The 25,887-nt window shown below is 63.9% G+C and carries 25 protein-coding genes; 12 read left to right on the forward strand and 13 right to left on the reverse strand.

All coding sequences use genetic code 11. The annotated features are described in order from the left end of the window. Positions 1–19 precede the first annotated feature (19 nt). Positions 20–772, reverse strand: a complete 753-nt coding sequence (locus A0J57_RS15285; protein WP_061934469.1) for an enoyl-CoA hydratase/isomerase family protein — start codon at positions 770–772, stop codon at positions 20–22. Positions 773–862: 90 nt separating this feature from the next. Between A0J57_RS15285 and A0J57_RS15290 the strand changes: the two genes are divergently transcribed. The 7 genes from A0J57_RS15290 (at position 863) to A0J57_RS15320 (ending at position 7,806) form a co-directional block, all read left to right on the forward strand. Next, a complete protein-coding gene (locus A0J57_RS15290; RefSeq protein ID WP_061934471.1) occupies positions 863–1,996 on the forward strand; it encodes a serine hydrolase in 1,134 nt (377 codons plus the stop codon). Beyond that, complete coding sequence (locus A0J57_RS15295; protein ID WP_061934473.1) at positions 1,996–3,591, forward strand: GMC family oxidoreductase; 1,596 nt, start codon at positions 1,996–1,998, stop codon at positions 3,589–3,591. The genes A0J57_RS15290 and A0J57_RS15295 overlap by 1 nt, the downstream gene beginning before the upstream one ends. Positions 3,592–3,634: 43 nt before the next feature. Beyond that, complete coding sequence (locus tag A0J57_RS15300; protein ID WP_025551994.1) at positions 3,635–4,249, forward strand: TetR/AcrR family transcriptional regulator; 615 nt, start codon at positions 3,635–3,637, stop codon at positions 4,247–4,249. Positions 4,250–4,303: 54 nt separating this feature from the next. After that, complete coding sequence (locus A0J57_RS15305; protein ID WP_061934475.1) at positions 4,304–5,545, forward strand: cytochrome P450; 1,242 nt, start codon at positions 4,304–4,306, stop codon at positions 5,543–5,545. A 21-nt stretch (positions 5,546–5,566) separates the two neighbouring features. Next, positions 5,567–5,884: a 2Fe-2S iron-sulfur cluster-binding protein gene (locus A0J57_RS15310; RefSeq protein ID WP_061934476.1), complete on the forward strand. Its 318-nt coding sequence runs from the start codon at positions 5,567–5,569 to the stop codon at positions 5,882–5,884. Positions 5,885–6,018: 134 nt separating this feature from the next. Next, a complete protein-coding gene (locus tag A0J57_RS15315; protein WP_061934478.1) occupies positions 6,019–7,242 on the forward strand; it encodes a cytochrome P450 in 1,224 nt (407 codons plus the stop codon). A gap of 42 nt (positions 7,243–7,284) precedes the next feature. After that, positions 7,285–7,806: a MarR family winged helix-turn-helix transcriptional regulator gene (locus A0J57_RS15320; protein ID WP_061934563.1), complete on the forward strand. Its 522-nt coding sequence runs from the start codon at positions 7,285–7,287 to the stop codon at positions 7,804–7,806. 181 nt (positions 7,807–7,987) lie between these two features. Here the strand turns inward: A0J57_RS15320 and A0J57_RS15325 are convergent, their stop codons facing one another. Then, positions 7,988–8,962, reverse strand: coding sequence for an SDR family NAD(P)-dependent oxidoreductase (locus A0J57_RS15325; protein ID WP_025552002.1), 975 nt, complete (start codon positions 8,960–8,962; stop codon positions 7,988–7,990). On the opposite strand from A0J57_RS15325, the gene A0J57_RS15330 reads away from it, so the two are divergent. Continuing rightward, positions 8,961–9,149, forward strand: coding sequence for a hypothetical protein (locus tag A0J57_RS15330; RefSeq protein ID WP_061934480.1), 189 nt, complete (start codon positions 8,961–8,963; stop codon positions 9,147–9,149). The two genes, A0J57_RS15325 and A0J57_RS15330, sit on opposite strands and share 2 nt — an antisense overlap. Here the strand turns inward: A0J57_RS15330 and A0J57_RS15335 are convergent. Both A0J57_RS15335 and A0J57_RS15340 read right to left on the reverse strand, forming a co-directional pair. After that, positions 9,128–9,922, reverse strand: coding sequence for an SDR family NAD(P)-dependent oxidoreductase (locus A0J57_RS15335; RefSeq protein ID WP_061934482.1), 795 nt, complete (start codon positions 9,920–9,922; stop codon positions 9,128–9,130). The genes A0J57_RS15330 and A0J57_RS15335 overlap by 22 nt on opposite strands. Before the next feature lie 11 nt (positions 9,923–9,933). Next, entirely contained in the window at positions 9,934–10,548 is a 615-nt protein-coding gene (locus A0J57_RS15340) for an EthD family reductase (RefSeq protein WP_061934484.1), read from the reverse strand. Positions 10,549–10,631: 83 nt separating this feature from the next. Here A0J57_RS15340 and A0J57_RS15345 point away from each other — a divergent pair, with 83 nt between their 5' ends. After that, the gene (locus tag A0J57_RS15345) at positions 10,632–11,261 is read left to right on the forward strand and encodes a TetR/AcrR family transcriptional regulator (protein ID WP_061934486.1); all 630 of its coding nucleotides are present in this window, start codon (positions 10,632–10,634) and stop codon (positions 11,259–11,261) included. A gap of 129 nt (positions 11,262–11,390) precedes the next feature. Next, positions 11,391–12,179 (forward strand): SDR family oxidoreductase, encoded by a 789-nt coding sequence (locus tag A0J57_RS15350; protein ID WP_061934488.1) that lies wholly within the window; start codon positions 11,391–11,393, stop codon positions 12,177–12,179. A 37-nt stretch (positions 12,180–12,216) separates the two neighbouring features. On the opposite strand, the gene A0J57_RS15355 is transcribed toward A0J57_RS15350, so the two are convergent. Beyond that, complete coding sequence (locus tag A0J57_RS15355) at positions 12,217–13,119, reverse strand: NADP-dependent oxidoreductase (RefSeq protein WP_061934491.1); 903 nt, start codon at positions 13,117–13,119, stop codon at positions 12,217–12,219. A gap of 169 nt (positions 13,120–13,288) precedes the next feature. On the opposite strand from A0J57_RS15355, the gene A0J57_RS15360 reads away from it, so the two are divergent. Beyond that, positions 13,289–14,227, forward strand: a complete 939-nt coding sequence (locus A0J57_RS15360) for an SDR family NAD(P)-dependent oxidoreductase (protein WP_061934493.1) — start codon at positions 13,289–13,291, stop codon at positions 14,225–14,227. On the opposite strand, the gene A0J57_RS15365 is transcribed toward A0J57_RS15360, so the two are convergent. From A0J57_RS15365 to A0J57_RS15395, 7 genes are all read right to left on the reverse strand, one after another. Continuing rightward, a complete protein-coding gene (locus A0J57_RS15365) occupies positions 14,224–15,306 on the reverse strand; it encodes a phosphotransferase (RefSeq protein WP_061934495.1) in 1,083 nt (360 codons plus the stop codon). The two genes, A0J57_RS15360 and A0J57_RS15365, sit on opposite strands and share 4 nt — an antisense overlap. A gap of 279 nt (positions 15,307–15,585) precedes the next feature. Further along, positions 15,586–16,197: a TetR/AcrR family transcriptional regulator gene (locus A0J57_RS15370; protein ID WP_061934497.1), complete on the reverse strand. Its 612-nt coding sequence runs from the start codon at positions 16,195–16,197 to the stop codon at positions 15,586–15,588. A gap of 61 nt (positions 16,198–16,258) precedes the next feature. Beyond that, positions 16,259–16,630, reverse strand: coding sequence for an SMP-30/gluconolactonase/LRE family protein (locus A0J57_RS15375; RefSeq protein ID WP_235600882.1), 372 nt, complete (start codon positions 16,628–16,630; stop codon positions 16,259–16,261). A gap of 164 nt (positions 16,631–16,794) precedes the next feature. Then, positions 16,795–17,799 carry a phytanoyl-CoA dioxygenase family protein gene (locus A0J57_RS15380; RefSeq protein ID WP_025550594.1) on the reverse strand — a complete coding sequence of 335 codons (1,005 nt, stop codon included), beginning with the start codon at positions 17,797–17,799 and terminating at the stop codon, positions 16,795–16,797. An 85-nt stretch (positions 17,800–17,884) separates the two neighbouring features. Next, positions 17,885–20,209, reverse strand: coding sequence for a TonB-dependent receptor (locus A0J57_RS15385; protein ID WP_061934499.1), 2,325 nt, complete (start codon positions 20,207–20,209; stop codon positions 17,885–17,887). A gap of 81 nt (positions 20,210–20,290) precedes the next feature. Next, positions 20,291–20,722 (reverse strand): carboxymuconolactone decarboxylase family protein, encoded by a 432-nt coding sequence (locus tag A0J57_RS15390; RefSeq protein ID WP_061934501.1) that lies wholly within the window; start codon positions 20,720–20,722, stop codon positions 20,291–20,293. Next, positions 20,719–21,573 (reverse strand): SDR family NAD(P)-dependent oxidoreductase, encoded by an 855-nt coding sequence (locus A0J57_RS15395; protein WP_061934503.1) that lies wholly within the window; start codon positions 21,571–21,573, stop codon positions 20,719–20,721. Before A0J57_RS15395 ends, A0J57_RS15390 begins: the two co-directional genes overlap by 4 nt. Positions 21,574–21,993: 420 nt before the next feature. Here A0J57_RS15395 and A0J57_RS15400 point away from each other — a divergent pair, with 420 nt between their 5' ends. Then, the gene (locus A0J57_RS15400) at positions 21,994–22,821 is read left to right on the forward strand and encodes a helix-turn-helix domain-containing protein (protein WP_158298526.1); all 828 of its coding nucleotides are present in this window, start codon (positions 21,994–21,996) and stop codon (positions 22,819–22,821) included. 56 nt (positions 22,822–22,877) lie between these two features. Here the strand turns inward: A0J57_RS15400 and A0J57_RS15405 are convergent, their stop codons facing one another. Further along, complete coding sequence (locus tag A0J57_RS15405; RefSeq protein WP_061934507.1) at positions 22,878–25,451, reverse strand: TonB-dependent receptor; 2,574 nt, start codon at positions 25,449–25,451, stop codon at positions 22,878–22,880. Positions 25,452–25,887 lie beyond the last annotated feature (436 nt).

Genomic DNA, 25,887 nt, shown 5'->3' on the forward strand with positions numbered 1-25,887 from the left:
GATGGACACGGTGCGGCGATCATCGCGCCTGTCCCTGCATCCCCGCAAGGATCGCCATGCCCTCCAGGGCCAGTCCCTGATCCAGTTCCGCGGCCAGCCGCCCCTTGATCTCACGCGTAAGCAGCATGCGGGTATAGCGGTTGGCAATGGCGGGTCGCGCGGCAATCGTGCGGGCCAGTTCCCACGCGCGGGGCATCAGGGCTTCGGGCGACAGCACCTCCCCCACCAGGCCCAGCGACAGGGCTTCGGCCGCGCCGATCTCCTGCCCCGTCATCAGGAAATAACGGCCGCGGTTCGGCCCCAGCAGCATCGGCCAGATGCTGTGCACGCCATCGCCCGGCACCACGCCGGCCAGCGCGTGCGGCCTGTCCGCAAAGACGGCCCCTTCGGCCGCCAGCACGACATCGGCCAGCAGCGCGATCTCCGCGTGGATGAAGGCGGGTCCGTTGACCGCAGCCAGCACCGGTATCTCGATCGCCAGCAGATTGTTGAGCAGCGCCCTGCCCTCACGGAAGATCACGTCCCACGTCGCCGCGCCCATTTGCGGCATGTCGCAGTCCATGTCGAACTCCGCGCAGAAGCTGTCGCCCGTGCCGGTAATCAGCAGCACGCGCGCGTCGGGATCGGCGGCGACCTGCGCGAAGGCGATGCCCAATTCCCTGTGCAACCCGCCCCAGAGCGCCCATTTGGCCGGGCCGCCGCGATGGTGGATGCGCAATTCGACGATCCCGTCATCCTGCGTCATTATGATATTGTCGAACGCCTCGCCCATCGCTCTTCCCCTCGTCCTATTCCGTGCTATCAAGTGCATACTTGATAACTGGCGCCGACGCCATGGCAAGCAGGAAAGGCGATTGGAAGGATGACGAAGGTCAACGACGCGGTTCAGGACGTGCTGGACCGGCTTGTCGCGGAGGGCAGGGAAATCGGCATTCAGGTCAGCGCCTGGCTGGGTGAGGAACAGATTGTCGACTGCTGGGCGGGCCTTGCCGATGCCGCCACGGGCAGGCCGGTCGACGGCGACACGCTGTTCAACGTCTATTCCGTGTCGAAGGCGGTGACCGCCACCGCCCTGCATATCCAGGCCGAACGGGGCCTGGTCGAATATGATGCGCCCGTCGCCGCCTACTGGCCTGAATTCGCCCAGGCCGGAAAGGGCGACGTCACCCTCCGCCACGTCCTTTCCCATGTGTCTGGCGTGCTGCGCATGCCGCCCGATGTGACGCCCGAACTGATGACCAACTGGGACTGGATGTGCCGCCGCATCGCCGAGATGGAGGGGGTCTATCCCGCCGGCAGCCGTTCCTCCTACCAGTCGATGACCTTCGGCTGGATGGTGGGCGAAGTGGTGCGCCGGACCGATCCGAAACGCCGCCCCTTCGGCCAGTTCATCAAGGAGGAGATAGCGGACCCGCTGGGCGCCGCCGATCTGTGGATGGGCATAGCCGATGCCGTCGAACCCCGCATCGCCAGGCTGGACGCCGCCGCCGTCTATGTCGCCCCGGACAATAATATGATGCGGGAGGCGCAGCCCCTGATCGTCGACCTGATGCCCGATCCGTTCGAACGCCCCTATGTGCGCCGCGCCTGCATTCCGGCGGTCGGCGGCATCTTCAACGCGCGGAGCAACGCCCGCTTCTGGGCGATGCTGGCCAATGGCGGGCAGTTCAACGGCGTCCGCCTGCTGTCGGAGGAACGCGTCGCCAGCTTCGCCGCGCCGCGCCCGCATTTCGAGGACGCCGATCCCGTCTTCTTCGGCATGGTGGTGCCGATCGCCTGGTCCGGCTTCTGGCTGGGCGGCGCGGAAAATCCGCCCGTATCCGCCCCGCGCAACATGCGGGCGCTGTGCCATCCGGGCATGGGCGGCAATATCGGCTGGGCCGACCCTGATCTGAAACTGGCGGTCGGCATCTGCCACAACCGCATGTTCGATACGGTCGATATTGCGGAAGACAGCCGCACCATCATTGGCGACGCCATCCGGGCGGCGCTCTGATGACCTATGATTATATCATCGTCGGCGGCGGCTCCGCCGGATGCGTGCTGGCCGACCGCCTGTCGGAAAATCCGGCGAACAGCGTGCTGCTGCTGGAGGCGGGGCCGGAGGACCGCAACCCCTTCATCCACATGCCGCGCGGCGCTGCAAAGCTCTACACCGACCCCCGCCATGTCTGGTATTTCCAGACCGAGGAGCATGAGGGCATTCCCGCCGAAACCTGGATACGCGGCAAGATGCTGGGCGGCTCCTCTTCCGTCAACGGCATGATGTATTTCCGCGGCCAGCCCGAAGATTATGACGGGTGGGAAGCGCTGGGCGCGAAAGGCTGGGGATGGAACCGGATCGGCGCGGCCTTCCGCGCCATGGAGGGGCATGAGCTGGGCGGCGACGCGCTGCGCGGCGGCGACGGGCCGCTGCGCATCTCGGTGGAGCCGATGCGCGACCCGCTGACCGAAGCCTTCATCGCGGCGGGCGAACAGATGGGCGTGCCCCGCGTCGACGATCTCAACCGGTTGGGCCGGGCCGGCGTGGGCTATACGCCGCGCACCATCTGGAAGGGCAAGCGACAGAGCGCGGCCCAGACCTTTCTGAAACGGGCGCGGGGCCGATCCAATCTGCGCATCGTCACCGGCGCGATCGTCGACAAGGTCTTGTTCACCGGCCAGCGCGCAACCGGCGTCCGCGCCCATGTGAACGGCGTCGCCCAGGACTTCGCCAGCGGCCGCGACATCATCGTCAGCGCGGGCGCGCTGATGTCGCCGCAAATCCTCCAGCGCTCCGGCATCGGGGCGGCCGAACTGTTGCGCGACCTGGGCATTCCCGTCGTGGCCGACAGTCCGGGCGTGGGTGAACATATGCTGGAACACCGCCTGCTCTCCATGGTCTATGACCTTGCTGTTCCGCACAGCCACAACAAGGAACTGGCCGGCCTGAAACTGGTCGGCAACGTGCTGCGCTATTATCTCACCCGCACCGGGCCGATGGCGGCGGGCTACGGCAATGTCGGCGCCTTCGCGACCGTGCTGCCGGAATCGGAGACGCCCGACATAGAGATATTGCTTTCCCCCGCCGTCGCAGCGCCGGACGCCAAGGGCAATATGGTCGCGGATGCGGCGCACAGCATCACCCTGTTCGGCTATCCCTTGCGCTCGCGCAGCGAAGGGTCCGTGCGGATCACGGCGGCCGACCCCATGGCACCGGCGAAGATCCGCGCGGGCTATCTGACCGATCCCTATGATTGCGCGGTCACGGTCGCGATGCACCGCTATCTGCGCGACTGGATGTCCCGTCCCGCCATCGCGCCGATGATCGCGGGGGAGCGCGAGCCGACCCGATCGCTCCGGACCGACGATGAAATCCTCTCGGCCTTCCGCCAGATCGGCCAGGCGGGCTATCACGCCTGCGGCACCTGCCGCATGGGCGATTTCGACGATGCGGTGCTCGACGAAAAACTGCGCGTGAAGGGTGTCGACGGCTTGCGCGTCATGGATGGATCGATCATGCCTATGATGGTTTCGGCCAATACCAACGGGCCGATCATGGCGTCGGCATGGAACGCGGCCGACATTATCTTGGAGGGGCGCAATCGCTAAAATCCTGACAGACGAAACCGCCTCCGCCGAAGATGGCGGGCGCATGCGGCGGCGGCGGCGCACGCGGGAGGATGTGGTCCAGCGCATCTGCGACGCAGCGCGGCAATTGTTCGCGGAGCGCGGCTATGGCGGCACCACCACGCGGGAGATCGCGCGTCTGGCCGACGTCAGCGAAACCCTGCTGTTCCGCTATTATGGCGACAAGGCGGGACTGTTCAATGAAGTGGTGATCGCGCCGTTCGACGCGCTGATGGCCGACTTCGTCGAACTCCATCCCGATCCCACCGCGCCATTCCCCAGGCAGGCGGAAACGCGCCGCTTCACCCGGCAGGTCTATGAATTGTTCGAAGGCAATGAGGCGATGTTCCGCGCCCTGCTGGCCGGACCGCCAAGCGGCGGCGAGGATGCGGCGCCGGGCCTGCGCGGCCTTGCGCCCTTTTTCCAGCAATCGGTCGATCAGGTCCGTCAACGCTATGCGCTGGCGGGGATCGATCCGCCCTTCGACCTTGGCATCGGCGTGCGTCTGGGCTTCGGCATGATCGCCGCCAGCGTGATCCTGCGCGACGCGCTCTTCCCCGATCCGCCGGGCCGTGAGGCCGTGTTGGACGTGCTGGAGCAACTGATCGCCCAGTCGCTGGTGGGGCCGCCCATCGATTGACAGCCCGACTGGCCGGACTTATGTAGCATATGCTTCATAGGAGAGATTCCGGCCATGGAACCCGCCGTCAGAATTCAGGAATATGACGATCCGAGCTACGATCCGTTCAGCGCGGACGACATCAATTTCGGGGACACGCTCGATCCCTATTCGAAGATCGCGAAATGGCGGGCGCAGACCCCGGTGCTGGAAGGCGATTACCGCCCCAAAATGGGCCTGCAATCCGCCACTTACCCGGATCGCAAAATGTTCACGATCGTCGGTTCGGACGAGATATTGACGGTCCTGACCGACACCGACCGCTTTTCCAACCATGGCTACAGGTTCAACATCGGGGAAACCTTCGGCCAGGGCAGCATCAGCGTCATGGACAATCCCGAACATGGCCGCTGGCGGAAGATCTTCCAGAAAATATTCCTGCCCCAATATGTGAAAACATGGGGTGAAACCATCGTCGATCCGGTGGTTCATAAATTGATGGGCAGGTTCATGGGCACCGGCCGCGCCGACCTCATCGAACAATTCACCCTGCTTTATCCTTTCGAGGTGATCTATCAGCAGCTCGATCTCCCGGAATCGGACGTACGCACCTTCCAGCGGCTGGCCATTGGCCAGACCGACTATATGCACATCGACAAGGCGCAGGAGGCATCGCGCAAGCTGGGCGAATATTTCACCACCCTGGTGGACGAACGGCGGCGCAATCCGGGCGACGATCTGGTCAGCCTGCTCGCCAATACCGAAGTGGACGGCGATTATCTGCCGCCGCTGGTGCTGATCTCCTTCCTGCGGCAATTGATGAACGCGGCGGGCGACACCACTTATCGCGGGACCAGCGTGCTGCTGACCGCGCTGCTGGAAAATCCCGACCAGCTCGACGCCATCCGGGAGGACCGAAAGCTCATTCCCGTCGCGATCGAGGAGGCGCTGCGCTGGGACGGCCCCGTCGCCGTGCAGCTTCGCATGGCGAAACAGGATGTGGTGCTTGCCGGCGTCGGAATTCCGGCCGGATCGCTGCTCGACGTGGTGGCAGGCGCCGCCAATCGCGACCCGGCGATCTTCCCCGATCCCGACAAGTTCGACATCTTCCGCGAGCGCAAGGCGCACTTCTCCTTCTCGCGCGGACCGCATATCTGCGTCGGCCAGCATCTGGCGCGGGTGGAGATGACCCGCGCGCTGCATGCGGTGCTGGATCATCTGCCCAATCTGCGCTTCGACCCCGACAAGCCGCGGCCCGAGATACGCGGTTCGATGATGCGCGTGCCCAGGCATCTCCATGTCCGCTTCGGCGACTGATCTTCATTCAGGGGACCCAATATGCCAAATGTGATCGTCACCACCCGCGATGGCGCGGAAAGGGAAATTGCCGCCGAAACTGGACTGTCCTTGATGGAAGCGATCCGCGATGCCGGGATCGACGAGATGCTGGCGCTTTGCGGAGGATGCTGTTCCTGCGCGACCTGCCATGTGAAGGTCGACCCGGCCTTCTTCGGGCTGTTGTCGACGGTCAGCGAGGATGAAAGCGACCTGCTGGACAGTTCCGAACATCGCGACGAATATTCGCGATTGTCCTGCCAGATTCCTCTCACGGCGGAGCTGGACGGCCTGCGCGTCGCGATTGCGCCGGAGGATTGAGAGGCGGCGACCGGCGGGAGCCGCGATCCATCGCATCTGTGAAATCCTGACCCATGCGCAGGCGCGGCCCTTGCCTCGCCTGCCCCCTGGGTCAAGACAGTTTCGGAGAGGGAAAACAGAGAATGAGCGCTGACATGACAAGCGTGGCTGAAGGCGAGCTGGCACCGCGTCCCGACCATGTACCGGCCGCGCTGGTGCGCGATTTCAACATCTACGATATTCCGGGGTCGGCAGAGGATGTGCAGGCGGCCTATGCCGCGATCCAGCAGGCCAATCCCGATATATTCTGGACCCCCCATAATGGCGGGCACTGGGTTGCAACCCGCAGCGACGACATCATCGCGATGCAGCGCGACTATCATCATTTCTCGCACAAGCACATCGTCCTGCCCCCGATGCCGGAAGGCACGCCGCGCCAGATCCCGCTGGAGATGGACCCGCCCGAACATGCGCGATACCGGCGCCCGCTGATGCAGTCGCTGATGCCTGCCGTGGTCTCCGAACTGGAGAGCAAGGTGCGCGATGTCGCGGTGGAGGCGATAGAGCGCGTGCTGCCGCGGGGCGAATGCGAATTCATCGAGGATTTCGCCAAGATCCTCCCCATCCACGTCTTCCTGGAACTGGTCGATCTGCCGATCTCCGACAAGCATCGCCTGTTGCCGATCGCGGAACGTTCGGTGCGCGGCCACACCGCCGAAATACGGTTGCAGGCGCAGCAGGAAATGGGCGGTTATCTGATGGATGAAATTCGCGCCCGTCGCGACAATCCCGGAGAGGATTTGCTGAGCAAGCTGGTCAACGTCAATGTCGGTGAAGGTCGGATTTCCGAAATGGAGGCCGTCAGTTACGCAACGCTGGTGTTGTTCGGCGGGCTCGACACCGTGGCCGGCATGATTGGTTTCATCGCCCGTTTCCTGGCGCTGAATCCAGGTCATCGCCGTCAGTTGGTCGATCGGCTGGATGATGAGGATTTCATCAAGCATGCGATTGAGGAGATGATTCGTCGCCACGGTCTGGCCAATACGTCCCGCGTGATCACCGAGAACCTCGAATATAAGGGCGTATATTTCCAGGCGGGCGACCGCATATTGCCCGCCAATCTCTGGGTCGGTACGGACGACCGGGTGAACGCAGATCCGCTGGTGGTGGATTTCAGCCGTGAAAAGCCGGTGCACGCGGCGTTCGGAAACGGAGCCCATGCCTGTCCGGGCGCAGTGCTGGCGCGGCGGGAAATTCGCATTTTCCTCCAGGAATGGCTGAGCCGCATTCCGGATTTCCGCATCAAGCCGGGAACGAAGCCGGTACTGGCGACGGGCATGGTCAACGGTGTGCTCAGTCTGGACCTGTGCTGGCCCTGAGCCGCCGTCGATAGCTCCATGCCGGTGGAGGGCAGCGCGAACATGCCTCGCAAGCCTCTGGACCAACTCAACGCCGGCCGTTCCTTCTATGCACAGCGCATGCCCGAGATGGAGAGCGAGCATTTCGGGCCGCTCTGGCATCTGTTCACGGTCGGGCATCTGGTCACGACCGATCTGGACGGCATCGCGGGCAAGCTGGGATATAGTTTCGCTGATCTCGACCTTCTCGGCACGCTGGCGATCGATCAGGACATGCCGCACCGGGCGACCGATCTCGCCTCCACCCTCCATATATCCAATGCCGTGATCTCGACCAGGATCGCGCGCCTGGAAAAGGCGGGCTTGCTGAAGCGCCAGCGCAACCCGGAGGACCGGAGGGTTTTCGACCTGGCGCTGACGCCGCCGGGACGCGCGCTCATCGAGCGAGCCATTGTCGACATTGCCGCGCAGTCGAAGCTGGTCCGCTTCTTCCGCCAACTCAGCCCCACCGACCGGCAGACCTTGTCCCGGCTGCTGGGCGACCTGCACCAGCGGTTCGACCGCGAATTCATCGGCGGGCTGTAGCACCGCCAGGTCTGGAGCGCGCTGCGCTGAATCGGACGCGGGTCGCGCGCTCCAAATTCCGCTTCAGCATCCTTTCGGGCGGAAAACCGGTTCTCGCCCTTCGACAGGCTCAGAACAGGCTTTTCCGCCCGATGCTTTAGCCCGATGCCCGGTCCGCCAGCGACCGCGAGGCATGTTCCGGTCAGATCAGGCCTTGGCGGCGCGCCGCTTTGGCAACGGCGGTGAATTCATCATAGACGGTCAGAGGTTCATGAACGATGGCGTCGTCCGTGACGCTGCCCCAGTGAGCGGCAATATCCTCCACGCTGGGCGGCATAGGCCCCATCGGCGCAACCCAGCCATCGGCGGCGCAGATGCGCACCTTCGCGTAACGGCCGCTATTCTGCGAATAGATGCCGTGGGTGGAAGTGCATTGTTCGCTGACCAGATATACTGCCAGCGGCGTATTGAACGCCACTTCGATGCGACCCTCGCTCGCGGCGTAATCGGCGCCTTGCACCGCCTCCGCAAAGGCGGGGATTTCCATGAAACCAGCGTCCATTTCCGCTGCCAGCCGGGATTGCGCGGTGGGCAGCAGCAGGTTCGACGTGATGCCATAGGCCGATCCCTCTATGGCGACGATATGGCTGAGGCCCATGAGGCCGCCCTTTGCCGCTGCGTAATTGGCCTGCCAGGCGTGGCCGAACATGGCGGATGCCGAACCGGTGAAAAGGAACCGGCCGTAGCCGTTCCGGCGCATTGCGCGATAGGCGGGCTGGGCGACATAGATGGCCCCTTTCAGATGCACGTCGATGATCGCGTCGATCTGCTCATCGGTCAGATCTTCGAACCGGCCATTGCGCAGGAAGCCTGCATTGTTGATGCAGATGTCGACCTTGCCGAAGGCATCGAGCGCGGTCTGGACAATGGCCGCACCTCCCTGTCGCGTCGACACGCTGTCGTAATTGGCGACCGCTTCCCCGCCCTTGCCGCGAATTTCCTGGACCACCAGGTCCGCCGCATTATGCGATTGCCCCTGCCCCGATCCGCTGCCTCCCAGATCGTTCACGACGACCTTCGCGCCGCGCCGGGCAAGCTCCAGCGCGTAATCCTTGCCCAAACCGTTGCCCGCGCCGGTGATGATCGCCACGCGGCCGTCGAAACGCAAATCGGTCATGTCCATCCTCTTCTTCCATTCTCTTTCGGCCCATGCGTTCGTCACGCGCGAACAGGCGGTCATCCACGGCGAGCGGCAGCCGGGGCGATCCTATCCCTTCGCCCGACCGGCGCCAGCATGGGCAAGAAAGATCGGCTATTCGATGAAAACAGGCGTCAGGGACACTCAGTTGACGCTCTGGACCTGACCGCCGTCCACGCGGACATTGGCGCCGGTCATGTATCCGGCATGCGGGCTCGCGATCATGCAGACGACATGGGCGATCTCCTCGACCCGGCCGATGCGGCCGACGGGAATCGGCGTCAACTCGCGAGCGGCGCGGGCTTCTGCTTCCTCCAGGGAAATGTCGCCCCAGCCCATGTTCCGCTTGAGATTGCCGAGCCAGGCCTCGACCGCCGGAGTGAGGATCATGCCGGGGCTGACACTGTTCGCGGTGACGCCGCAGGGTCCCAGTGCCTTCGCCAGGCTGACGGTCATGTTCAGCATGGCCGCCTTGGCCGCGCCATAATCCGGGCCGAAGGCAATGGGCTGCGTGGCCGCGGCACTGGCGATGTTGATGATGCGGCCCCATCCTTTCGCCTGCATCGCGGGCAGAAGCCGCCGGATCAACCGCGCGGCGGCAATGGCGTTGAGCTGATAGGTACCCTCCCAACCCTCTTCGTCCACCTCCGTCCAATGCATGGCAGAGGTGCCCACGGCGCCGCCGGCATTGTTCACCAATATGTCGACCTCCCCGGCTGCCTTCGCCACCGCGTCCGCCCCAGCATCGGTGGAAAGATCGCCAATCGCCACGCAGGCGCCGGGGCCAATCGAATCCGCCACGGCACGCGCCTTTTCCGCATCGCGGCCATGCACAATCACGGCGCAGCCTTCCGCCGCCAATAGTCGGGCTATGCCCGCGCCGATGCCGGAACTGCTGCCCGTCACCAGCGCGCGCCTGCCTGCCAGTCCAAGGTCCATGCCTGCCTCTCCTATGCTTTCACGATATGCTCGATGGCGATCATGGTCGCGTAATCGCTGACGAACTCGGCCACGTCCGCCGTAATCACGGCGATGTCCTCCGGGCTTCTGAACAACCCGTCGCGCAGCGCCGCTTCGCTTGGAAAATGAAGATGGGCCATGCCGAACCAGGGAACCGCCGGCGAAAAACGATCCTGCACATAGCGGTTCATGCCGACATGGATTTCGCAGGCGAGCGGGATATGTTCGTCCCAGTGCCGTTCCACATCCTGTCGCGGCAAAGCTTCGATGGCGCGGATGAAGGAAAGCTGGGAAAGGCCCGGCGTGATGCCGGTCGGCAAGGGCGCAGCCGCTGCCTTGCCGACGACCTGGGCGGAGGAGCGCACCTCCACCTCTTCCCAATCGGAGCGGATGCTGTGGGCATCGAGCGCGGCGTCGGACCAAAGTTCGATCACCGCATCGTAAACCGGCGGCGTCGGAACACCGCCGGGCTCAGCCGGAGCATTCAGCCCCTTATGCACGACGATCCGCTCGGCCGCCTTGGCCCAGGTCTGCGCCGCGGCCCATTCGGGCGCGGATGCGGCCATGACGGACCGCGGTCCGCGCAAAAGGATGACCCGCTTCATCTTGCCCTCTCCCTGATCGCTCTTGCGCGACCGACTCGCATTTAATAAAATAAACGGTATAGTTTTATTTCGATGGAGCAAGCGTGCCCGGCGAAGACATCACAAGACCGCGCCGGGGGAGGCCGACCAATGCGGATGCGCCGGTGCGCGAGGCCGAACTGATCGAGGCAGCGGCGCGCGCCTTTCTGATGCACGGCTATGCCGGCGCGAGCATGGACCATATCGCCGCCGTCGCCAGGGTCAGCAAGGCGACAATCTATGCCCGCTTCAACAACAAGGCCGCGCTGTTCGAGGCCGTCGCCCTCCACAGCGTCGCGTCCATGCGCAGCGATGTGCGAAGCATCGCGACCGAGGGGCGGGAACCCGCCGGGGTGCTGACGGACTTCGCCCTGCGCATCACCGGCGAAGTGGCGGAGGCGGAGCGGATCGCCCTGCTCCGTCTCGCCATCGCCGCGAAGGAACGCTTCCCCGACATAGCCAAGCGGCTGCACGGCCATATCGCTGATACGGTGGCGCCGATAACCGCCTATCTCACCCATTTGCGGGAGGCGGGGTACGAGATCGACGATCCCGCCCAACTGGCCCAGCACTTCATCAATCTGGCCAATGGCGGGCTGCGTTTCCTCCTGACCGACGACTTCACGGATGAGGCGTTTCGGCAGCAATGGGCGACCCGCGTGGTCGCATTGTTCCTGCGAGGGATAGAGCGCTGAGCGGCAGACGGCATCCATGTCGATAGGGACATGCATCAAGCATGTATTGTTTACGCGCTTCTCCTCCCTCCGATTGTCGACCTCGCGCTTTTCTGAGACGCCTGGGGCGAGTGGTCTAGGAGACGGGATATGAGGCGCTGGCTGATCACAGGCATTTCGAGTGGCATCGGCGCGGCGTTGGCGAAAGCCGCTCTGGCGCGGGGCGACCAAGTCACTGGCGCCGCCCGCGACGCGCAAGCGATCAGCGCATTCGAAGCGGAGGGCGCAGGCCGCACCAGGGGAATCGTCGCGGACATGAGCGATCCCAGGCAGGTTTTGAGGCTTGCATGCGAAACGCTGGCGGCCGGGCATGTGGACATATTGGTCAACAATGCCGGGCAGAGCCTGTTCGGCGCGGTCGAGGAGGTCGATCTGGATGATGCGCGCGGGCTGTTCGAGGTCAATTTCTTCGGTCCCTGGGCATTGACCCAGGCGCTGCTGCCGCATTTCCGCTCGCGCGGATCGGGCACGATCGTTCAATTGTCGTCGGGCTGCGGTCTGAACGGCACGCCCGGCCTCGGCGCTTACTGCGCGAGCAAATTCGCGCTGGAAGGCTTGACCGAAACGCTGGCGCTGGAGGTTGCAGCCCTGGGCATCCGCACCATGTTGGTCGAGCCGGGCGCGATCGCCACCCGCTTCATCAGCCATGGCACGCGCGAAGCGCAGCTCCGCATTGCCGATTACGGCTTTCTGTCGGGGCAGGGCAAGACGGTGCTGGACGGCTATTATGCCACCGCCGCCAGCCCGCCGGAAGCGGTGGCGGAGGCGATATTGGCGGCGCTGGACGGCGAACCGCTGCCCCTGCGCCTACCGGTGGGAGAGGATATGCGCGGGGCGCTGGCGCAAAAGGCATCGGCGCTGGCTGCGCTGGCCGGTTGACGATGCGGCGCGGAAGACTGCGCTATCGCAAGGATTTTCAGTTCGTCAGGATGACCTTGCCGTTCAATCCGCCCGCATCGACCAGCCGCTGCGCTTCCGCCGCCTGATCGAGCGGCAGGATGCGGGCGATGGGCACGGCGATCCTGCCCTGCGCGACGGCGGCGCCCAGACGGGCGGCGTCGGGACCGCTCGGGACGACCGCGAAAAATTCTGGCGCAGACGGCAATTCGTCGCTCGGGATCGGCGTGGTGGCGGCGGTCAGCACCCGGCCGCCGGGCTTCAGGTGCCGGCAAAGCGCGCCGACTGCTTCGCCGCCCACAGTGTCGATGACATGATCGAAGGACGCGCCGCTCCAATCCTCCTCGCCCAGGGCGATCACATCGTCAGCACCCAGAGCGCGCGCAGCCTCGATATGGCCGGCGCGGACGGCGGCGGTCACATGGACGCCCCGCTCCTTCGCCGCAAACAGGGCGAAACGGCCGACGGCGCCCAGCGCGCCCGTCAGCATCAGCCTCTGGCCCGCCTGAAGGTCCAACCCGCGTTCGACCATCTGCAATCCGGTCAGGCCAGCGGTGGGTATCGCGGCGGCGGTCGGCAGATCGAGGCCATCGGGCACCGGCGCCAGATGATCGGCGGCCACGGCGACCTGCTCGGCATAGCCGCCCTTGCGAAACGGATCGAGCATGCCGAAGACACGGGCGCCTAAAGCAAAACCCTGCCCGCCGATGACTTCGCCCGCCACGTCATAGCCCAGGACATGAGGGAAACCGACAGGCGCGAAGCTTTCGAACAGGCCCGCCCGCCATTTGCCGTCCGCCGGATTGACGGCCGCGGCCAGGATGCGCACCAGCGTTTCCCCCTGCTTGGGCTGCGGTGGCGGCAGATCGGCAGGTTCCAACACCTCCGGGCCGCCATAGCGGTTGATCACGATCGCCTTCACCCCTGCATCTCCTTCATTCGGCCAGGATCATCGACGCGCTCCGTTGACGCTGATCTTGTGGCGAAGCCGGGCATCGTCGGGAAGCATGTCAGGCGCAATCATCACGTCGGTGATTAGGGTCTGAGGATGGCAGCGGCTACTCTCCCGGCACAACTGATGGGAGCAGGATATGCAGAGACTGAAGGGCAAGGTGGCCGTCGTGACCGGCGCGGGCCGCAATATCGGCCGGGCCGAAGCGATGCTGCTGGCGGAGCAGGGCGCGAAGGTCGTCGTCAACGATCTGGGCGGCGGCCCTTATGGCACGGAGAGCGGCGACGCATCGCTGGCTGAAACCGTCGCGCAGGAGATACGCGACGCGGGTGGCGAGGCGATTGGCCAATATTCCAGCGTGGCGACCCGCGAGGGCGGCGAGGCGGCGGTGCAGGCAGCCATCGATGCCTTCGGCCGGATCGACATTCTGGTCAACAATGCGGGGATCGTCCGCCCGGCGCGGATAGACCGGATGACGGACCAGGACTGGAACCTCTGCATGGACGTCAGTCTGACATCGAGCTTCTTCACCTGCCGCGCCGCGGCGGCGCATATGATCGCGCAGCGGTCCGGCGTAATCGTCAATACGGGGTCGCCATCCGGCTTCGGCCATTGGGGCATGGCCAATTATTCCGCCGCCAAGGAAGGCCTTCTGGGCTTCACCCGCACCATTGCGCGCGACCTGGGGGAATTCGGCATTCGGGCCAATCTGATCCGCCCGGTGTCGCACCTGACGGGTACGCATACGCCGGAAATCGACGAGACCATCGCTGAATCGGCGCGGCTTGGCATTCCGCTGCTGTGGAACAAGCCGATGGCGCAGCCGCGCATGACCGCCCTGCCCGCCCATGTCGCGGCGCTGGTCGTATGGCTGTGCACCGATGCCGCCGCCCATGTCAGCGGGCGGGACTTCTACATCCAGGGCGACGAAGTGGCCCTGATCCCCGAACCTGAAGCGATCCGCACCAGCATCCATCCCGGCGGCTGGACGCTGGATGCGTTCGACGAGCAGGCGAACCGCGACTATCTGTTCGGCTCGATCCAGAACCGGTTCGTGCGGACGCCTGATCCGGTTTAAAGCGGACCAACCGGCGGGGCGGCATGATCGACCGCCGCCCAGCCGAAACGCGGCGCGGTGGCGGCGTTATTCTCCTCCGCCTGCCATTCGACCGGATTCACCATCCAGTAGAACAGGCCATAGACGATATGCGCGCGGATGGCGCGCCATGCCTCTTCCTCGGACGGCGGATGGGCCACGCCATGGCGGGCCAGCGCGGCAAGATAGCCCGCGACCAGATCCCTCTCCCAAGCCCGCCGGTCCAGCGGATCGAGCGCGGAGATGTAGAAATAGGTCACGTCCTGCGCCCAATGGCCGCGACGCGTGGTCTGCCAGTCGAGGAAGCCCGGCCGCCCCTCGCGGGTGAGATACATATTGCCCAGATGCGCGTCGCCATGGATGACGCAACGCGGACCCTGCTCCCCGAAAAGGCGCAATTCCTGCAGCGCCGCATGAACCCCGTCCCGGTCGCGGCAAGCCGCCGGAATGCCGAGCGACCGGGGCAGCCCCATATAATGCGCCCATGTTTCGGGCTGGAGCTGACCGCGCCCGAAATCGCCCCAGGCTTCGTCCGGCAATGGATCATGGCGCATCAGCCAGCCAAGATCGCCATCGTCCTCCAGCGCGGGACTGTTCCACCAGCGCGCGTGCAACGCGGCCATGTCGTCCAGGAAAGCGGCGGCCTGATCGCGGGTCAGCGGCTGCTGCACGCGGCAGATATGGGCGCCGGTCGGTCGCAGATCCTCCATGACCACCATCCCCTGATCGGCATTCGCCGCGGCGTAGAGGATTTGCGGCAGCCCCAGCAGCAGGCGCGGCGCCAGCTCCGCGAAAAAGCGCGCCTCCGTCTGGTAGCAGAATTTCACCAGCTCCCGATGCTCGGCAAGACCCGCCTTGATGCACAAGGCCCGCGGCAGGCCATGGCCCCGCCCGGCGTCATTATAGGTCGCCGTCACCATCATCTTGGTGCCCGTGCCCCAAAGGATTTCGTGGACGTCGAGCCTCTCGACCCGCGTTCCGGGATAGCGCGGTGCCAGCGCGTCGCCCAGCCAGGAGGCGGTGACGTCTTCAGGGACCAACGGCAACCAGGGTTCTTTCATGCAGCCTCCTCCATATGCAGCTTCGATAACAGGCAGGCGACCAGATGACCGACGAGCGTTTGCAGCAAGACATGCCCTTCCCCGTCATCGCAGCGCCGGCGGGGAATTCGGCGTCCATGGAGCGCTTGACCCCGGCGGAAAATAAGGTTCGCATGGGATGGTCCGGCAGATCGCAACATAGCCTAAGAAATCCCGCCCAGGGCTGAGGGTCGGCCGCCGACGCGCCCGGTGCCGGCCACAGCCGTTCCCGGCCATCCGCGATCGGAGCAAGACCCTGCTTCACATTCCCTTCACGCCCTGAAGAACCAGTCTGACGATGGCGGCGACGTCCATGTGCAGATTGTCCGTACCCACCAACAGGCGATGCATCGGCGCCAGCACGGCGAGGTCGTAGAGGAAGCAGGCGGCCCTATCCGGATCGCGTACGCCGCAATTGAGGAGAGGCTGGCGCAGCATGGCCTGCGCCTGCGTCAGCCCGTTCCGGTTCGCCGCAAGTGCCAGCGCAGGCAGATTCGCCGCCTCCGCCACCAGCAACCGGTACATGGCGAGCGCATCCTCGTCCGTGGCCATCGCGTTGAGGGCGCCGACCATGCGGGTCAATATAGCCTCGTCGCTCGCGGCTTCGCGGCCGATCCGCTCGATCATGGCGAAACGGCGGGCGATGAACTGCTCCAGAACCGCTTCGAGAACCGCGCGCTTGTCCGGAAAGCCGGCATAGAGGGTCCTTTTCGACATGCGCGCCAGCGCAGCAATGGCGTCCATCGACGTGCCGGAAAACCCCTCTCGCCGAAACAGATGCGCCGCGGCGTCGAGAATGCGGGAGCGAGCGTCCAGCACGTCCAGTTGCGGGGGCATGACACGCCCGACTATCGCATCATCGTCGGCCGTCACGGCTGCTGGGTCAGATCGGGGTCGAAGTCTTGCCGAATGGGTCATGACCGGTGCTCGTCCCTCATGCCACGAAAGCGAGCGGCAGGCCCGGCCGGGGCGAACGGCCGCGCAGCAGCCGGCCCGTTCCGGCCGCCGTGATCCAGACATCCCGGCAATCCTCCGCGCGGAAGGCGATGTTCGTCACCATGCGATCATCGATCGGCATGTGGCCGCACAGGCCGATGGCGGGATCGACGATGGTGATACCGCCTCGCCCAATGGAGCCGATGCAGACATGCCCGCCCGCCTCCACCGCGAAGCTGTCCGGCATGATGTGGCCCGACGCCGTGGCAGCGACTTCGCCGCTGAGGCGCCCATCGCCCAATTCCACCACCAGCGCCGATCCATCGGAAAGCGCCACCGGCCCTTCCGGAATCAGAAGGCCGCTTGCCATGACCTCCATGAACCTCTCCCATACCTGCTGCCCTGTTCGACGGTCAGGTAGATAGGATCGATCCCGTTCGGGCAACGGCTTTCACGCGGGCGCCGACAATGCATCACAAGTCCGTACGACCGGCCTTATAGCGCCGGGACGTGCCGGCTGTTCCGCCGGATGTTTCAGTGCTGCGGACGGATGAACATGGCGGTGCCGTGGTCGGATGCGACATAAACGGGATCACCGATCTTCACCAGTTGCGGGATTTCCTCCAGCGCCAGCGGCATGCCCGTCAGCCGTCCTCGGGTTATCCGGCAGAAACTGTCCTCATCGATGCGGAAGGTGCGCTGTTCCCCCTCCTTCGTTTCCACGGCGATGGCGCAGGCGTCGAGCGCGGCGACCGTGCCGACGGTCGGGATATTGCCCGATTTCGGCATGCCGCGAATATCCATCGACAGGCGGAAATGGCGGTCGGACCGGTTGGCAAGTCCGCTATGGGGCGTTTCCAGGCTGAACACCAGCAGGTCGCCGGGTTGGTAGAGGGCGCGGCACCAGGCATCGGCCGGGATCACATCGTCACCTATGCCCTGGGGCGGCCGGGGAAAATCATTCATCCGGGGACGGTGCAACCCTTCGGCAACAGCCAGGCCGCCCGTCTCCTCATCGATTGGAGCGAGCGGCATCCAGCAGATTTTCAGCGGCAGCCCCTTGTTGTTGGGACCATCGCAATGGACGAAGTTGAACCGGGAGTCCGGCCGACCCGTGCCCGGCGGCAGCGCGTGATATTCGGTATTGGGCACCCAGAAGACCTCTTCCCCGAACAGCTCCTCGAAAAAGGCGCGGATCGCGGGCTCCGCGACGAATTGATCCCGCGGATAGCGCGCCAGCAGCGGATCGGTGGCCGGCGTGCCGTCGTTGCGGATCGGAAAATCGTCAAGCGGTGCGCCATTATACACGGCCGCGTCGTCGCGCGCTGGGTCGACGACTCCCAGGTCGCGCAAGACATCCAGGTAGACGGCGCGCAACCGGCCGACAGCATCCCTGTCCAGCACGTCGCGGAAGAACCAGTAGCCATCCCGATCCCATGCCGCATCCAGCGCCGCGCGATCGCCCAGCAGATGATTGGCGGTCCTGAGCTCGCGCATCGGCGGGGTATCAGGCGAGGTGGAAGTAATCATGTCGGCCATGTCCGGTCTTTCCATAAACGTCGGGCCAGGCCGACCCGCATCCGTCCCGCGAAACAGGACGGATGCGGGGCAGCCGCCCCTTTTTTCAGAAATGATAGCGCAGGGTCACGCCATAAGTCCGCGGCAGGCCGGGCGTGTGGCTGGTGTAGCCCAGGCTGTCGAGGTTGATGAGCAGGAAGTCGTATTTCTTCTTCGTCAGGTTGTTGACATAGAGGGCGAGGTCGAAGCCCGATCCCATGACCCGGTTCCAGCTCGCGTCCAGATTCACCAGATTATAGCCCTCTGCATCCGTATAGCCCGGCACAACCGTATCGTTCCCGACATAATCGTCGGTATGATAATAGCTGATCCCGATGGACGCATCGCCCTGAGAACTGTCCAGCGGTGCGAGCAGCCGCGCGCCCAGCGTGTAGACATTGCGCGGCGCGCGGGCGAAGGGATCGTTGCTGTGATCGCTGCCGTCCGGATAGATGAACTTCGTGAACTTCGCGTTGGTATAGGCATAGTTGGCCGACAGTTCCAACATGGACACCGGACGGAACAATATGTCCGCTTCGATGCCCCAGATGCGCGCCTTGCCCGCATTGGTCGTGACAGTGGTGGGGGGCAAGGCCAGCGGATCGGTCAGCAACCGCTGGATGTCGTTATATTTGGCGTAATAGGCGGCCAGATTGGTGCGCAGGAACATGCCGCCCATGCGCCAGTCGGCCTTCACCCCCAATTCGACATCATCCACCGTTTCCGGCCTAAAGGTCCGGCGCAGCCCGGCCTCGGTCGAGGCGCGGGCGCCGAAGCCGCCGGTGCGGTAGCCATGCCGGTGCGCAAGGTAGATCAGCTTGTCCTGCGCGATCTTATATTCCAGGCTGAGATTGTAGGTGACTTCGGAAAAGCTGTCGCCCACGTTCAACTCGCACTGCGAAAGCGGCACGGCAGTTTCCGGCGTCGCGGGATTATTGTCGAGGTCGCGGGTGAAACGGCATGCGGTGGCCGTGCGATTGCGGATCGTCGCCTCGCGCTTGTCTCGATTGTAGCGAACGCCGGCCGTCAGGCTCAGGCTGTCGTTGAAACGATAGGTGCCCTGCGCGAAAGCGGCGAAGCTGCGGTTGCGGCCCGCCACATCGGTATTGCTGAACGCAGCGGTGGGATAGCCGAAAATATCTTCCGGCTCGACCAGGCCCGGATCGACGCTGCCAACCGTGGAAAGACCCTGGTTGCGACCCTTTTCCCAGAAATAATAAAGGCCGGTGATCCAGTTGAAGTTTTCGGTTTCGCCCAGCAGTTGCAGCTCTTCCGAAAACTGCGCGGTCCAGTCTATCCGCTGCTGTGGATGCAACGAATTCATGCTTCCATCCATATCGTCGAAGATGTTGTCCTTGACGTGACGATAGCCGACGATGTTCTTGACCGTCAGCATGTCGTTGAGCGGAATGGTCGTGGTGTTGGCGATGTCGTGCGTCTCCACCTTGGTGAAGATGTTCGATCCATTGGCGATGCGATAGGGGCCCCGCGCCTGCTGTTCGGCCAGCAACTGCTCCAGCGGGCGATAGCCACGCGCCGCGCGGACGGCGGCGCCGTTCAGCGATCCGGTGGAACGGACCTTGGCGAGAAAGCTTGCCGTGCCGCCATCGTCTTCGTGGAAATAATTATAGACGGTCAGCGATTCGACGCCGCTGTCGTTCTTCATCAGCACGGAGGCGCGCAAGCCCTCCTGCGCGGTGTCGTTGACGTTGCGGCCCAATATCTCGTCATAGACGAAGCCGTCGTCGCGCTGACGCTGGCCGGCGACGCGCACCAGTATATTGGGCGACAGGGGCACGTTCAGCATGCCCTCCACGATGAAGGTGTCCAGATTGCCGTAGGTGACGCCGACGCGGCCTTCGAAATTGTCGGTCGGCCGGTTGGGACGGATGATGATGGCGCCGCCGGTCGTGTTGCGGCCGAACAGCGTGCCCTGCGGCCCGCGCAGCACTTCCACCGATCCTATGTCGAACAGCGCGCCATTGACCCCCTGCGTGCGCGCAAGCACGATGTCGCCCATATAGGTGGAAACGGACTGGTCCGCGAGCAGGGTTAGTTCCTGCTGGCTGAGGCCACGGATCGCGAAATTGGGCAGCGAACGGCTGCCACCCTGTCCGGGAACCGACACAAGGCTGGGGACCACGCGGCTGAGGCCCGCGACATTCGAAATATTGGCGCGCTCCAGCGTAGCGCCTGACACCGCACTGACGGAGAGCGGCACATCCTGCAACCGTTCCTCGCGCCGCCGTGCCGTTACGACGATGTCGTCACTGCCGAAGGCGGCCTGCGCATGCTGGAGTTCCTGTTCGGGCGCCGCCTGCGCCGATGCAATTGCCGGAGCCGCCGAAAGCAGGCAGGCACAGGACGACATCCAGAAACTCGAAATTTTCATGACAACCTCCCCTGAAACATTGATGTTCGCTTTTGTTGTGAAATCGTGACCGCCTCGCCGCCGGGCCGGTCGGTTGCCGCGTCACAGCAGGCCGCGTTCCTCCGACGTCGGCAGATCTTCGGGCGATATGCCGGCCTCGCGCATGGCCATGATCACCGCTGTCTGGGCAGAGGCGATGCAAGGGAAACCGACATAGGGCGTCAGTTGGACCAGCAGCCCTTCCAGTTCCTCCACCGTCAGGCCATTGGCCAGGCCGATCTTGACATGGTTTTTCAGCTCCAGCGATTGACGCGACGCGATCAGCGCGGAGATGACGGCTATGCTCTTTTCCTTGCGGTTGATGCCTTCATGCCGCCAGGCATCGTGAAAGGCCCAGCCTGCCGCCATGCGGGTAATATCCGACCCGAAACGGTCCGATGTCGCGGCTTCGTTGAAGACGCCGCCGAAGCGTTCGCCCATGACGCCAGTGATGAAGGCGACGCCCGATTCCTGTTTTTCATCCAGTTGGCTCATTGATTCGGTCCTTCTGTTCCCGCGTCGGCCGCCAGTTCCGCTTCGGCCAGGAAATGCGCGGCAATGGGGCCGATCCGCGTGACGCCACCGTCCACGGGCAGCAGAACGCCGGTGATGAAGCGCGCATCGTCGCTCGCCAGAAAAGCCACTGCCTTGGCGATGTCCCAGGCATCCCCTTCGATGCCCAGCGGCGCGATGGCCCGGCGCAATGTACGCAGACCTTCGGGCAGAACATGCATGGCATGGGGCGTCATGATATGGCCGGGCGCAACCGTGTTGACGCGGATGCCATCGCGGCCATGCAGGACGGCGATTTCGGCGGCAAGTTGCGCCATCGCCGCCTTCGACGGGCCATAGGCTATCGATCCATGGGCCCGCATCCCTGCGATGGAGGAAATGTTGACGATCGATCCCCCGCCCGCCGCCTTCATGGCCGGTACGGCATGACGGATCATCAGCATCGCGCTTTTGAGGTTGACGTCGATGACCCGCGTCCAGCCGCTCTCGTCCGCCGCGTCCAATGCAACGGGATCGGATATGCCGACATTATTGACCAATATGTCGAGCCGCCCGGTATGCGCGACCGCCTGCTCCACGAAATGGCGGCAGTCGGCATCGACCGTGACATCGCCGGCCAGCGTGAAGGCCTGCCCACCGGCAGCATCGATGCGGCGGCGCGTTTCCTCCGCGCTTTCCCTGTCGCGGTCGACCAGCGCGACATGCGCGCCCTCCCCCGCCAGCAGCATCGCGATGGCGCGGCCGGTGCCGATGCCGTCGCCCTGGGTTCCCGCACCCGTGACGATGGCCGAACGCCCCTTGAGGCGTGGATAGAATTTAGTGGGTTGCGGCATGGATCAGGCCCGGTCCTGCCCAGGCCCATCACGTGTCGGAAGACATGAAAATGCCGTCTCGGGCGCGCCTGTTGCGCGCCCGGCCATTTGCTCGATCATGCGAAACTCTCCCAATGGCCAAGTCCATGGCCTATTTTCTATGCATGCATCATGCGACTCTCCTGGCACTGGCGTCAGGTGCGGTTTTGACATCATGACGGGGGTAAATTACCATCCTGTATGGCTCGCGATATTGCAGTGATCGGATTTGACGGCGCATGTCTCGCCAGTATCGGCTTGTTCCTGGATCTGTTCGGCCAGATGCGCCTGCGCGTGGCGGATCAGTTTCGAACAAGAGACGACATCGGCATGCACACACGCGCCAAATTGTTGGGACCAAGCCCAAGGCCAATTCAGGTCCTGGGCGGATGGAAGCTGCAAGTGGAAGACGGGCTGGAGGCAAGGCCCCATCTCTATATCCACGTGCCCGACTTCTATTGTCCGGAGAAAGAGACGCCGGAATATCTTGCCAAACTCCATTCCGTGATCGACTGGCTCCGCAGTCAATATGCAGGCGGCGCGCATCTGTCCGCCACTGGGCGGGGAATAGAATTGTTGGCGGAGGCCGGGCTGACGGGCAATGGGCCCGTGCCGGTGACGCGAGGCGCAGCCGCGGAATTCCGCAGGCGTTATCCGCATATCCGCGTCAACACGACGGACCCCATTGCCGAAGTCGACCGGATCATGATGGCCCGCGGTATGACGCACGAAATGAGCCTGCTCACCCGCCTGATCGGCAGGCTGTTGTCACCGACCATGGCAGGGACGCTGGCGGACGCGATGGGCATGGAATCGGACCGGCCCGGCCTGTCGGACGATCCCCTGGTCGCAGCGGCGCAGATGTGGCTTTCCGAACGGGCGTCGCGCGGGCTGCATATCGGCATGCTCGCGACGCATCTTGCGGTGAGCCCGCAGACACTGATCCGCCGGTTCCGCGCGAAGCTGGGCATGACGCCGCGGGACTATCTGCGGCTGGTGCGGATGCGCAGCGCGCAGTCGCAGCTACGCGATACCGATCGCCCGGTTTCGCAGATCGCGACGCTGATCGGCTATAATGATCTCAAATCCTTCCAGCAGGCGTTCCGCCACCATAGCGGGATGAGTGCGAGCCATTATCGCGCCCTCGTCCGGAACGGCGGCGATCCGCTTCCCTCCCCATCCGGCGCGGTGGGCGGCTCCGATTTCGCGATGCCGCTGATATTGTGCTGAAGCTGCGGATAATGCGTGCGAATGGGGGACCGGCAGATGGCCGATCCCCCGATCGATCAGAACTGGACGCGGAATTCGCCGCCCATCGTCCTTGGCGGTTGCAGATAGGTCGCTGCCTGGGGATAGGGCTGCGACGCATTGAGCGCATTGCCCGCCGGGAATAGCTGGCCCAGATCGACATGGTTCAGCAGGTTCTTGACCCAGAAGGCCAGTTCGCCCTTCACCCCGTTGCCAAGCGGGATTTCGGAGATGCCCGTGCGCATATTGATGCGGTTGGTGAAAACGCCGGGATTATAGCGCGGCGAAGGCGAAGCGGCGGTTCCGGTCGAATTGACCACCGTCAGCAGCTTGTAGGGCGCGCAACATGTCATTTTCGAGCTGCGCGTCCAGTCGAAATGGATGTTGAAGACGCCGGGGTCGAGCGGCCGGCTGAAGTCCACGGAAACGGAGCCGGCATGTTTGGCCGCGCCTACGCCCAGCAGTTGGAGGAAGGATGCGCCGGGGTGGGCCGCCATATCGGCGGGCGATACGACCAGGGCGCCGGCACAATTGCCGGCCGGGGCCGCCGCGCACGGACCCGACGACAGGATGCTCGTCCCATTGGGCTTGAACGTGGTCAGTGTCCGCGGATCGATCCCGATCAACCGCTTGTTGCTGTCGACATAGGTATAGTTCGCCGCCAGGCTCAGCCCCGGCACGATCCGGGCGCTCAGTTCCACTTCCAGCCCCTTTGCCCTGTAGGGAACGGTGACGTTGAACGTGTCGGAAATGCTGGGGTTCGTTGCCGGGCTGGTCTGAATGGATTGTTGCTGATCCTCGACCTTATATTTGAAGGCCGCGATGTTCAAGGTCACGCGCCTGTCGAACCATTGGGACTTCATGCCGATTTCCCAGGACTTCAAAACTTCGGTGCCATAGGCGGTGAACACCTGCGAACGAACATTGGCGCCGCCATCCCGGAAGCCGGAGGCATAGCGGACATAGGTGTTCATGTCCTCGGTCAGCTTGACCTTGGCCGTGAAGGCGGGATCGACGCGCTTTTCCTTCGCCTCGTTGCGCAACTGCGTCGGCAGGATCACACCGTTGAAGATGTCGCGCCGGGCCCTCTTGGTGTCGTCGCTGTAACGCAGGCCCGCGGTCAGTTCCAGCCGCTCTTCCAATATGGGTGGCGTCCAGCTTGCCTGACCATAGGCCGCATAGGCGTTCGTCTTGGAAAATTGGCGGATGAAGCCGCCATTGGGCGCGAAAGGACTGTAATAGGGCGCGCGGCTGGGGCCACCGCCCGGCGTGCAGGGCGCGCCCGCTATGCCCGCCGGACAATTGGTGGAAAAGCCGGAATCACGCTCATCCTGCACATCTTCGTAGAAATAGATGCCGCCGACCGTGACGTTGAAGCTGGACGTCGTGTAGATCGCCTGAAGTTCCTGGCTGAAAACCTTGGAATCCAGATAATTGCTGGCCCATGCCTGCACGGGCGACGTTCCCAATGACGTAACCGCCCCGCCATAGTTGATGGAGCGACGCAATCCGGTGATCGACTTCAGCGTCAGCGCGTCGCTGGCGCCATAGGTCAGGTTCAGCACATGACCGCGATTCTTCGTGATGAAATAGAGCGAGGGAATCGCGAAGGGCGCTCTGTCGGGATATTTGTCGAGATCGAGCGGAAACTGCTGATAGCGTCCTCCATCGGTCGTGAAGATCGTGGCCGGACCTGTGGGCGGCACGGTGATGCCGCCATTGGGGTTCTCGATCGTGCCGATATTGGGAGATACCAGGATTTGCGGAAAGGCCTGATCGTCCTTTGCCCAGACATTGTCATAGGCATAGAAGATGTTGAGATCGCCGAAATCGCGTTCCACCGCAACCCTGCCGCCATAGGTCTTGAGCTGGCGGAAGTCCCTGTCATAGTCTCCAGTCTTCCAGTGAAAGGATGAATAAGGGCTTGAAACGGGGGTTATGTTTTGCAGGAGAGCGCTCTTGACGTTCCGGAAATACCCACCCCGCTTGCGGTACATGCCCGACAACTGAATACGGAATCCCGCGATTTCCGGCATGTCTAGACGCCCCTTGATCTCATAGGCATCGAAATTGCCGATGCCGGCGCGGAAGTCTCCTCCCAGCACGCCGCTTGGCCGGCGGGAAACGATCTGCACAACGCCCGCCTCCGCATTGCGGCCGAACAACTGTCCCTGCGGCCCACGCAGCACCTCGATGCGTTCAGGCGTGATAAGGTCGAGCGCGCCGCCCTGGGCTCGCGGAATGTTGATGCCGTCGATATAGAAGGCCACGGCATTGTCCTGCGTGCCCTGGGACGCATCCGATGTCCCATAGCCGCGCATCTGGAGCGCTACCCCGGTCTCGGTGCCGTTGAGCGGATAGGAAGTAAGACCGGCGATCTTGCCCGGCCCCAGATCGTTGAGATTTTCGATACCCCGGCTGCGCAGCGTGTCTCCACTCAGCGCGGTGACGGCAAGCGGCACTTCCTGCAGTCGCTGTTCGCGCCGTGTGGCGGTCACGACGATGTCTGCATCTCCAGCCGTGGCGCGGCCGCCCTGATCCTGCGCGCTGGCAAGAGAGGGCATGGACAGGGCGGACAGGGCCGCACTGGCGAAAAGAAGCTGCTTTTTCATGGACGTCTCTCCCTATGATTTTGTTCTATGAGCGAGCGATGCGAATGCGCCTCCCGAACGGTTCCAAGGATGCACGGGAACTCGGCGCGGGTGATCCGGAGCAGGCGGAATCATGCCGAGACAAAGAAAGCACCTGCCCGCATCGCGAACGATGAGGCAGGCGGATCATGTCCGGAAATATGGCCAGGCGCCGCGCAGATCGCATCGTCCCTCCCCTTCGGACAGAACATCCGCCGTTCTCGCGGTCTGGATGCCGGCGGCTTCAACCGCCTGTCCTTGATCCGGCATATCAGCGCCAGAACGGTGCAAGGCTAACTACGGCGCATATTGCATGCAAGTGCGCCTACATAGATCGTATTTGTGATCTCTCCGGCCAGGGCATCGGATGGGAAAAGCCTGTTCAAGGCTCGATCGAGTTTTTACAGCGGTTGGGCAC

The organism is Sphingobium sp. 22B, from assembly GCF_001580035.1.
Classification (GTDB): domain Bacteria; phylum Pseudomonadota; class Alphaproteobacteria; order Sphingomonadales; family Sphingomonadaceae; genus Sphingobium; species Sphingobium fuliginis.

Bases quoted from the DNA above. Each gene is read 5' to 3' on its own strand.
- A0J57_RS15285 (WP_061934469.1), bottom strand. From the start codon at position 772: ATGGGCGAGGCGTTCGACAATATCATAATGACGCAGGATGACGGGATC.
- A0J57_RS15290 (WP_061934471.1), top strand. From the start codon at position 863: ATGACGAAGGTCAACGACGCGGTTCAGGACGTGCTGGACCGGCTTGTC.
- A0J57_RS15295 (WP_061934473.1), top strand. From the start codon at position 1,996: ATGACCTATGATTATATCATCGTCGGCGGCGGCTCCGCCGGATGCGTG.
- A0J57_RS15300 (WP_025551994.1), top strand. From the start codon at position 3,635: ATGCGGCGGCGGCGGCGCACGCGGGAGGATGTGGTCCAGCGCATCTGC.
- A0J57_RS15305 (WP_061934475.1), top strand. From the start codon at position 4,304: ATGGAACCCGCCGTCAGAATTCAGGAATATGACGATCCGAGCTACGAT.
- A0J57_RS15310 (WP_061934476.1), top strand. From the start codon at position 5,567: ATGCCAAATGTGATCGTCACCACCCGCGATGGCGCGGAAAGGGAAATT.
- A0J57_RS15315 (WP_061934478.1), top strand. From the start codon at position 6,019: ATGACAAGCGTGGCTGAAGGCGAGCTGGCACCGCGTCCCGACCATGTA.
- A0J57_RS15320 (WP_061934563.1), top strand. From the start codon at position 7,285: ATGCCTCGCAAGCCTCTGGACCAACTCAACGCCGGCCGTTCCTTCTAT.
- A0J57_RS15330 (WP_061934480.1), top strand. From the start codon at position 8,961: ATGTCCATCCTCTTCTTCCATTCTCTTTCGGCCCATGCGTTCGTCACG.
- A0J57_RS15325 (WP_025552002.1), bottom strand. From the start codon at position 8,962: ATGACCGATTTGCGTTTCGACGGCCGCGTGGCGATCATCACCGGCGCG.
- A0J57_RS15335 (WP_061934482.1), bottom strand. From the start codon at position 9,922: ATGGACCTTGGACTGGCAGGCAGGCGCGCGCTGGTGACGGGCAGCAGT.
- A0J57_RS15340 (WP_061934484.1), bottom strand. From the start codon at position 10,548: ATGAAGCGGGTCATCCTTTTGCGCGGACCGCGGTCCGTCATGGCCGCA.
- A0J57_RS15350 (WP_061934488.1), top strand. From the start codon at position 11,391: ATGAGGCGCTGGCTGATCACAGGCATTTCGAGTGGCATCGGCGCGGCG.
- A0J57_RS15360 (WP_061934493.1), top strand. From the start codon at position 13,289: ATGCAGAGACTGAAGGGCAAGGTGGCCGTCGTGACCGGCGCGGGCCGC.
- A0J57_RS15365 (WP_061934495.1), bottom strand. From the start codon at position 15,306: ATGAAAGAACCCTGGTTGCCGTTGGTCCCTGAAGACGTCACCGCCTCC.
- A0J57_RS15375 (WP_235600882.1), bottom strand. From the start codon at position 16,630: ATGGCAAGCGGCCTTCTGATTCCGGAAGGGCCGGTGGCGCTTTCCGAT.
- A0J57_RS15380 (WP_025550594.1), bottom strand. From the start codon at position 17,799: ATGGCCGACATGATTACTTCCACCTCGCCTGATACCCCGCCGATGCGC.
- A0J57_RS15385 (WP_061934499.1), bottom strand. From the start codon at position 20,209: ATGAAAATTTCGAGTTTCTGGATGTCGTCCTGTGCCTGCCTGCTTTCG.
- A0J57_RS15390 (WP_061934501.1), bottom strand. From the start codon at position 20,722: ATGAGCCAACTGGATGAAAAACAGGAATCGGGCGTCGCCTTCATCACT.
- A0J57_RS15395 (WP_061934503.1), bottom strand. From the start codon at position 21,573: ATGCCGCAACCCACTAAATTCTATCCACGCCTCAAGGGGCGTTCGGCC.
- A0J57_RS15405 (WP_061934507.1), bottom strand. From the start codon at position 25,451: ATGAAAAAGCAGCTTCTTTTCGCCAGTGCGGCCCTGTCCGCCCTGTCC.